Source organism: Oleiphilus sp. HI0043 (assembly GCF_001634935.1).
The window spans coordinates 1-7839 of the sequence record NZ_LWEY01000883.1 but is presented as its reverse complement, the minus strand read 5'-3'; the positions used below and the strand labels follow the sequence as shown (position 1 = coordinate 7839).

The 7839-nt window shown below is 43.3% G+C and carries 9 protein-coding genes; 3 read left to right on the top strand and 6 right to left on the bottom strand.

Annotated features, from left to right (window positions below; translation table 11 throughout):
• Positions 1–33: 33 nt before the first annotated feature.
• The 3 genes from pdxB to A3729_RS10020 form a co-directional block, all read right to left on the bottom strand.
• The gene (gene pdxB / locus A3729_RS10030; protein WP_068514747.1) at positions 34–1167 is read right to left on the bottom strand and encodes a 4-phosphoerythronate dehydrogenase PdxB; all 1134 of its coding nucleotides are present in this window, start codon (positions 1165–1167) and stop codon (positions 34–36) included.
• A gap of 26 nt (positions 1168–1193) precedes the next feature.
• Positions 1194–2630, bottom strand: a complete 1437-nt coding sequence (rhlB, locus tag A3729_RS10025) for an ATP-dependent RNA helicase RhlB (protein WP_082865404.1) — start codon at positions 2628–2630, stop codon at positions 1194–1196.
• Between the two features lie 112 nt (positions 2631–2742).
• The gene (locus A3729_RS10020) at positions 2743–3348 is read right to left on the bottom strand and encodes an elongation factor P hydroxylase (protein ID WP_082880441.1); all 606 of its coding nucleotides are present in this window, start codon (positions 3346–3348) and stop codon (positions 2743–2745) included.
• A 221-nt stretch (positions 3349–3569) separates the two neighbouring features.
• Between A3729_RS10020 and dsbD the strand changes: the two genes are divergently transcribed.
• On the top strand, positions 3570–5453 hold the full coding sequence (gene dsbD / locus A3729_RS10015; RefSeq protein WP_068514744.1) for a protein-disulfide reductase DsbD: 1884 nt from the start codon (positions 3570–3572) through the stop codon (positions 5451–5453).
• A gap of 14 nt (positions 5454–5467) precedes the next feature.
• Here the strand turns inward: dsbD and A3729_RS10010 are convergent, their stop codons facing one another.
• From A3729_RS10010 to tusA, 3 genes are all read right to left on the bottom strand, one after another.
• Positions 5468–6010 (bottom strand): hypothetical protein, encoded by a 543-nt coding sequence (locus A3729_RS10010; RefSeq protein WP_068514739.1) that lies wholly within the window; start codon positions 6008–6010, stop codon positions 5468–5470.
• A 46-nt stretch (positions 6011–6056) separates the two neighbouring features.
• Complete coding sequence (locus tag A3729_RS32740) at positions 6057–6266, bottom strand: STAS domain-containing protein (RefSeq protein ID WP_255374988.1); 210 nt, start codon at positions 6264–6266, stop codon at positions 6057–6059.
• A gap of 277 nt (positions 6267–6543) precedes the next feature.
• Positions 6544–6771 carry a sulfurtransferase TusA gene (gene tusA / locus A3729_RS10005; RefSeq protein WP_068509866.1) on the bottom strand — a complete coding sequence of 76 codons (228 nt, stop codon included), beginning with the start codon at positions 6769–6771 and terminating at the stop codon, positions 6544–6546.
• Between the two features lie 55 nt (positions 6772–6826).
• On the opposite strand from tusA, the gene A3729_RS10000 reads away from it, so the two are divergent.
• Positions 6827–7111, top strand: a complete 285-nt coding sequence (locus A3729_RS10000) for an antibiotic biosynthesis monooxygenase (protein WP_068509864.1) — start codon at positions 6827–6829, stop codon at positions 7109–7111.
• 377 nt (positions 7112–7488) lie between these two features.
• Positions 7489–7839: cbb3-type cytochrome c oxidase subunit I (locus A3729_RS09995; RefSeq protein ID WP_197475751.1), on the top strand; the 351-nt coding region annotated here is incomplete at its 3' end.

Here is a 7839-nt window from a genome sequence, read left to right as displayed (position 1 = left end):
TAACCTCTTATTATCATTATTAAGGTATCAATTTTAGGACTTAACATTAAAACCTAAAGACTTAAACTTACTTAGCAATTCTGAGTTAACTTTCTTCAATTGAATCTTTACACCTGAAAACTCGCGCCGGCAGCGGTAGTTCTTTCGGAAGCGGTCAAAGGCCTGCCATCGCTCTTCATCAGGTAAGCGTAAGCTGGCTTGCAGTAAACTATGGTCATGACGCACATCAAAGCAGGCTCGAATTGCAGTATGAATAGACCAATCAACATCTGCATTTGAAGTAAAGGCCATTTTAGACAAAGGCGGCTCTTCTAAGAATTGCCCAGAAGAGTGGCGAGATGGTAAACCTAAAAACTGGCATAAGGCCCGGTAAACCATTTCAGTCCCCAAGACCTTACCGTCAAAACTATAGCCGGCAATATGCGGCGTACCAATAAAGACTTTGCGAGCCAATTCGACATTAAGCTCAGGCTCTCTCTCCCACACGTCAAGGATAGCGGTAAACTGTGGCTGATGATCTAGGAAGTCATTCAGGTCATCATTATCGATAACCGGCCCCCGACTCGAATTAATCAGAATTTGCTCTGGCTGCAAGCTTTCAAGCACCTGCTTATCGATCATATGGTAGGTTGGATGCGTACCTTCTTTACTTAAGGGCACATGAAGTGATATCAGGTCGCAGCGCATCACTTCTTCAAATGATACAAGTGAATCATCATCCAAAAACGGGTCACAGGCTTTAAACTTGATTCCCAGCTTCTCCAAGCGCGCAGCAAGTAAGCTACCAACATTGCCATAACCCACAATACCGACTGTTACCGAGCCTAAATCGAGCGAATGAGTTTCGGTTAGAATTGATAAGCAACTTAAAACATACTCAACAACAGAGTTAGCATTACAGCCAGGCGCATTACAGTAGCGAATGCCCTGCTGATCAAGGTAATCAGTATCAATATGATCAATACCGATGGTGCATGTTCCAACAAACTTAACTGAACTGTTTTCTAAAAGCTCACGGTTTACTTTGGTTACTGAGCGTACTATCAAGAAATCTGCATCACTCAAATGTTCCGCCTTAATCTCCCGCCCGGGCAACTTAACAATGTCACCTAAATCACCAAAAAAACGTGTGAGTAAGGGGATATTTTCATCAGCAACAATTTTCATTCTTCAAACAAAACCGTCTTATTAATTTATTTTCCAACCAGGTGTGCAGGATATTCACATGGAAGTTTCATACCAATGTACTTTTCTATCTCTGGAAGCAGGAAGGCATCGTCTTCACAGGCGAAGGAAATAGAGATTCCTTTTTCACCCGCACGCCCTGTTCGACCGATTCTATGGACATAATCTTCGGCGTCTTCAGGAAGGTTATAATTGAATACATGACTCACGCCATCTACATGGATGCCACGTCCAGCCACGTCGGTTGCAACCAGGATTTCTATTTTTCCATTTTTAAACTGGTCAAGCGTTCTGATGCGCTTATGTTGAGGGACTTCACCAGATAACAGCGCAGCTTTGACACCTTTAGATTTCAATTCAGCTTCAAGGCGACGAGTTTCATCCCGACGGTTGCCGAAGATGATGGCCTTCTTAACATCGTTTTCCTCAATATAGCGGCAAATTATTTCCAGTTTTTCATCGGTAGGCACCATAAATATCTTCTGCTCGACTTTATCCGTCGTCAGCTGCTCAGCTTCAATTTCAATGAAAACAGGGTTAACCGTCCAGCGGTTTGCCAAGTTCAAAACATCGTCACTAAAGGTCGCGCTAAATAATAAGGTCTGACGATTATCCTCTCTTGGGCACTTACTGATGATACGCTTCACATCAGGAATGAAGCCCATGTCCAGCATACGGTCAGCTTCATCTATAACCAAAAAGTCGATCTGATCCAGATACAAATCATTGCTGTTGAGGAAGTCGATCAGACGCCCTGGTGTCGCAACCAAAATATCGATAACGGTATTGCGCACATAATCTTTTTGCTTTTGGTAGTCGATGCCGCCCAGCACTGAATAAATCGACATATCCATATGTTTAGTCAGGGCAACAGCATCTTTCTCTATCTGCAGCGCCAGCTCTCGTGTTGGCGCAATAATCAGTGCTCTGGGTTCACTTGCATAACGATCACCTTTTGGCACAGGTCGAGATAGCAAGTCATTAATAATGGTAATCAGGAAGGCTGCAGTTTTGCCGGTGCCCGTAGCAGCCTTACCAATGGCGTCATAGCCTTTTAAAGTGTGAGGTAGAGATTCTGCCTGAATGTCGCTGCAATATTCATATTTCAGATCAGCGATGCCATGCAATAAGTCATTTTGCAAACCTAAATCGTGAAAGCGGGTCTTGCCTTCCTCGGGCGCTACGACATATTGCTCAGCACTCCAAGCCTGTTTTTTTGGCGCTACACTCGCCCCTTGTTCTTGTACATTAGCTTGAGCGCTTCCTTTCTTGCCACCTTTGTGTTGAGGCTTACCTGCTGTTTCAGGTTTTGGGTGTTTCTTTGCTTGAGGTTTATTGGCGCCCCCTTCTTTTGCCGAAGCAGGCTTGTTAGTTTTGGTCGAGGCACCTTGTGCCTTATTCGACTCGTCTTGCTTTTTCTTACCAAAAAAACCACTTAACTTCATTTAGAATACACTCTAGTAACACTTAAAATATTGACCTGAGAGCTTATGCCCCCTAACCCTGCCTTGCAAGCGGAATACACCTAATTAGCCGCTAATTTGCTTAAAACTGTCATTAGCTTAGCCTATCAAGTGAAAATGCGTCACTTTCCAGGCACCGACAATCAGGCCGATAGTGACTTAGCAAAGCTTGAACAAATAAGTTAGCTCTTTCAGGTAAGCCATTTTCTATGTAGTCAGCCGCCTGCTGAGCCACCTCACAGATAAACTCTTTACTCGCCCCAACATCTGGCTGAGCAATATTATCGACACTCAAACGAAAGCGCATTCCACAAGCTTCCGTCATAATCCACTCAAGCGCCTGCGGCTTAATCTCGACTTTCTCAAATTCGCGTTGCTGTTGGTCACTGCGCCCATCTGGCTCATACCAATAACCAAAATCAATTAACTTGCGCCGCTCTTTACCCGCAATACACCAATGACTAATTTCATGTAATGCGCTTGAGAAGTAATCAAACCTTGAAATAACCTGGCATAAGCTACCCGTCTCCGAGGCTGGCAGATAGAGAGGTTCATCAGCCCCCACCACCAACTCAGTACCTTCGAGAGTTATAAACAAGTTATTGAAAATTCTAACTAATTCTGTGACATCAGCAAATGCTGTATCAACGAGCTTATTTTCACAGCTGGACTGGGTGCGCTGTTGTTCAGTATTTACCACCGGATTAACAATCCTTCTTACGACCAATCAAACTTTTGCAGCCTGGGAATATCTAATCGAATATTAATCTTCAAGCCCACAAAAGCGACTTATAATGGCATGATTACGAATTTATACAAATCTATTGCCTCTTATCGTTCTATTTAACAGTTTTGATTGAACCAACACAGTAGATTTATATCTAAAGTGCAATATATGCAATCGCAAGGTTTTGAACCAGTATGAGAAATATCCTATTAGTTATTATCTACCTAACTCTTGGAACATTCACCTCCGACGCATATTCCTCTGGCGGTACTAGTTTTTCTAGCTCAGATAGCAAGGGATTATTTGAATCAAGCCAGAATGAGTTCCTAAAGGTTGATGAGGCATTCAAATTTCGCTCATCGCCTACAGACAATGGTTTAAAGCTGTCTTGGGAAATAGCTGACGGCTACTATTTATACAAAGAACGCTTCAAATTCCGCCTTGTCGATAAGTCATTAGAACCTCTGGTAAAGCTTGGCCCTCCCGAATTTTCTAGCCAGGGAAAGCCTAAACAGGATGATTACTTTGGCTTGGTTCATGCGTTCTATAAGCACGTTGAAATTGCTCTTCCTATTGACGTCGATGCTTCACTAAGTGATGTCGAGATTAAAATAAGCTCCCAAGGCTGTGCAGATGCAGGCTTGTGCTACCCACCAAAGCACGAAAAGGTCTTATATGTAGCGCAAAAAAGTAATAGCGACACAACTAGCAACAAGCTTCAAGCTCCCAACCAGCAACAAACGCCTTCATCTCAAGAAAGCCCAGACTTTGAAAACGCTGCGGGCGTCTTTAGCTTTATTCAGAACAGTAGCCTGCTGGCGATTGTAGGAATATTCTTTTTACTCGGGATCGGATTGACCTTTACACCTTGCGTGTTTCCAATGATCCCGATTATTACCAGCATTATTGCTGGCCAGCAAAAGCCAACGGTCGGTAAATCCTTTATGCTTTCCCTAGCCTACGTTATCGGTATGGCGGCAACCTATGCTGCAGCAGGCGTGGTGACAGGACTGCTCGGTGCGGGAGCCAATGTACAGGCAGCCCTGCAAGACCCAATTGTATTAAGCGTATTTTCGGCAATATTTATTTTGCTTGCCTTAGCTATGTTCGGCCTTTACGAGCTGCAACTCCCCGCTTTCTTAAGAGACCGCCTCAATACCACCAGCCAAAACCTTAATGGTGGGCATATCACCAGCGTATTCTTTATCGGTGCACTATCAGCACTAATTGTTTCACCGTGTGTCTCAGCCCCGCTCGCAGGTGCGTTACTTTATATAAGCAGTACAGCAGACGCAGTTATCGGAGGCCTTTCATTATTTGCTCTGGGCTTGGGTATGGGTGTGCCATTAATCCTGATCGCTATAGGTGGCGGTAAGTTCTTCCCTAAAGCCGGCGCCTGGATGGACAAAGTAAAATACGCTTTCGGCATAATGCTAATTGCCGTGGCAATCTGGCTCATTAGCCGTGTTATCCCTGAGTCAGTTTCGCTATTTTTATGGGCGTTGTTATGCGGCCTAACAGCAAGCCAGATGGGTGCTTTTGATGCAGCTAAGCCTGGAATAGAAAGAGTCTCTAAAGGTTTAGGCTTGCTCCTGGCCTTATACGCCGCATTATTATTTATTGGCTCACTTACTCAAGCCACAAACCCACTCAACCCCCTGGAAACTCTGATTAGCAACCAGCAAACCAACACACAGAAACCTAACAAGCTCCCTTTCAATACTATTTATTCGAATACCGGGCTTGAACAACATCTCGCCATTGCAAAGCAAAACGGCCAAGCTCTATTGGTAGATTTTTACGCCGACTGGTGTATCAGCTGTAAGGTAATGGAGAATGAGGTTTTTCCGCTTGTTAATATCGACAGCAAGCTACGTCAATTTTATCTCGTTAAGGCAGACGTGACCGACAATACAGATGAAAATAAGGCACTACTGGAAAGGTTTGGCCTCTTCGGCCCACCATCTATCCTGCTGTTTGATAAAAAAGGCAAAGAAATCAAGGATCTGAGAATCGTAGGGGAAATTAGTGCCAATGGCTTCGATCAGCACCTGGGGCAGGCGCTGGTAAGACAATAAATTGAAGCGCAATATTAGAAAAGTTCTAACTCACCTTCATTTTGGTCTTCTTCATGGCTATTTGCCTCCAAGCAGAATGATAAGGCTTCATCATATACCTCAATAGAAATACTGCATCCTGCAACTTCACGATCAATATCAAAATAATATGAATCGATCGTACTGTTTTCAGCTAATAAGTCATCGACATTAACACCAAAAAAAGTGGCCGGAAAACCAATACTGATAAAGCACTCATGCGCTATCAACTTAGTTTTTAAACGACCAATCAACTGGTTTGAAAGCTCAGAAATCCAGTCTTCCAAGCGGTCCTCTTCAACTTTGGTAATCCCCTCACCCACTGGGTAAGTTAAGGCCAGTACAGGCAAAGGAAGCTCCAAAGCGATTTTGAATTCGATATCTGATGAACCGCCGTCAATGCAAGCAATAGGGCAATTTTCAAGGCGCTCAGGTTTATCTACCATCAAGCCTACATTGCAATCCAGGTTTTCAAACAAGTCTTTACACGACTGAAAGAATAAGTCCTGAATACATTTGATTACTTCATTATCACGCATATAACTGCAACTCTTTTCTTTTATTTGTACTAACCGAATCAGAAAACTATTTAGCCAACGAAGGAGCCGGACTCTCACCATTGATGCTGAAATACTGATTAAAGTGCGTCATGCTCAACAGGTCATAGGTCTGCCCACGCGAACGAACGATCTCATAGGCCACACCTGCACCGTCTAGAAACTTCTTCATGACCAGCAACATTCCCAAACCGGAACTATCCATGTATTCGACATCATAGAGATCAACCTGAACCAGACGGCTGTCACCAACCTCCTTTTAGTAAGCTGATCGGAATTCGCTCTGCAAATGAAATGCGAAACTTCCACTGATATAGAGAGTAGTACAAGAATTATTAACGGAAACTTTCACACTACCCGTAGCACTGTCAGTCATAGATACCCAAATCAACTTTAGCTAATATTTATATCGCAAGCACCTGACAATCTATATTTGAATAATTAAAGGTGCATACTAAAAAGATAGAGCATGATCTGAAAAGTGCAAACTCGAAACATCGACATGAGAACTACTTTCAGGCTTTTCTCAGCAGATAAATATAATTGCCGTTTTCCTGGCTCTGATCGAGCAGTTCATGACCAAGAAACTGACAGAATTTTGGTATATCACGCTGAGTGGCCGGGTCGGAAGCGATTACCTTGACCACGTCCCCACTTTGCATCTCGTCAATTTTTGAGTGCAGCATCATAACAGGTTCAGGACAATACAAACCTTGAGTATCCAAAAGGTGTTGATGTAACATCTAGCTCTCTTTTTTAATCTATACTTAAAACAACAGCACACTGGAGGGGCATGCCATGATTAGGGTTATTATCGAAAGATCCATCGCGGAATCACTGGAAGCAAACTATGAGGATACTGCAAAACAAACGCTACAAAAAGCCATTCGAGCTCCGGGCTTTATTTCTGGGGAGTCATTAAAAGATATTACCAACTCAAGACACCGAGTCATCCTTTGCAACTGGCGTAGCACTCAAGATTGGCAAGCATGGCAACAATCCCACGAACGCAAGGAAATGATGGACAAGTTAAACCTCATGCTAGAAAGAGAAGAAAAAGTTACCGTTTTGGAAATGCCTTAAACATCTTCTCTGCAATCTGCTCAATGAGTACAGTTGCGTCTTGCTCCATTCAACGCAAACTGTACTCCAAAAATCTATCTCGATACTTAAAAAATAGCAAATTAAACCTCATTTTTTGTAAGTCATTATTATATAAGTCATTTGCGCATTCCATCGGCTTAAACCAAGTTCATATACATCAACTTTCCCCCCTAACTTTCGTGATAAAAGATTGATTTTGTCCTTTCTGATCAGTACCCTTCACGCCTAGCCGATTTGGGGGTATTAACATACCCCTAAATCATTACTTAGGTAGTAAAAAAATAAGCGATGTGTGCAAGGTTTACATTTCTTATTTTTTGCGTTTCCACTTTATGTAGAATAATGGACCCTCAACGATGAGCAAAGAGACCAACCAAATCACTTACAACTACAAAGTTGTAAGACAGTTTGCCATTATGACGGTGGTATGGGGTATTGTCGGCATGGCCGTCGGTGTTCTTATCGCTGCTCAATTAGTATGGCCAGAGCTAAACTTCGATTCACCTTATTTAAGCTTCGGTCGTATTCGCCCACTGCACACTAACGCAGTTATCTTTGCTTTTGGGGGTAGTGCTCTATTTGCTACATCGTTTTATGTGGTGCAGCGGACTTGCCAAGCACGCCTGGTCTCGGACACCCTCGCGTCATTCATGTTCTGGGGCTGGCAAGCGGTCATCGTTCTAGCAGCGATCACTTTGCCACTAGGC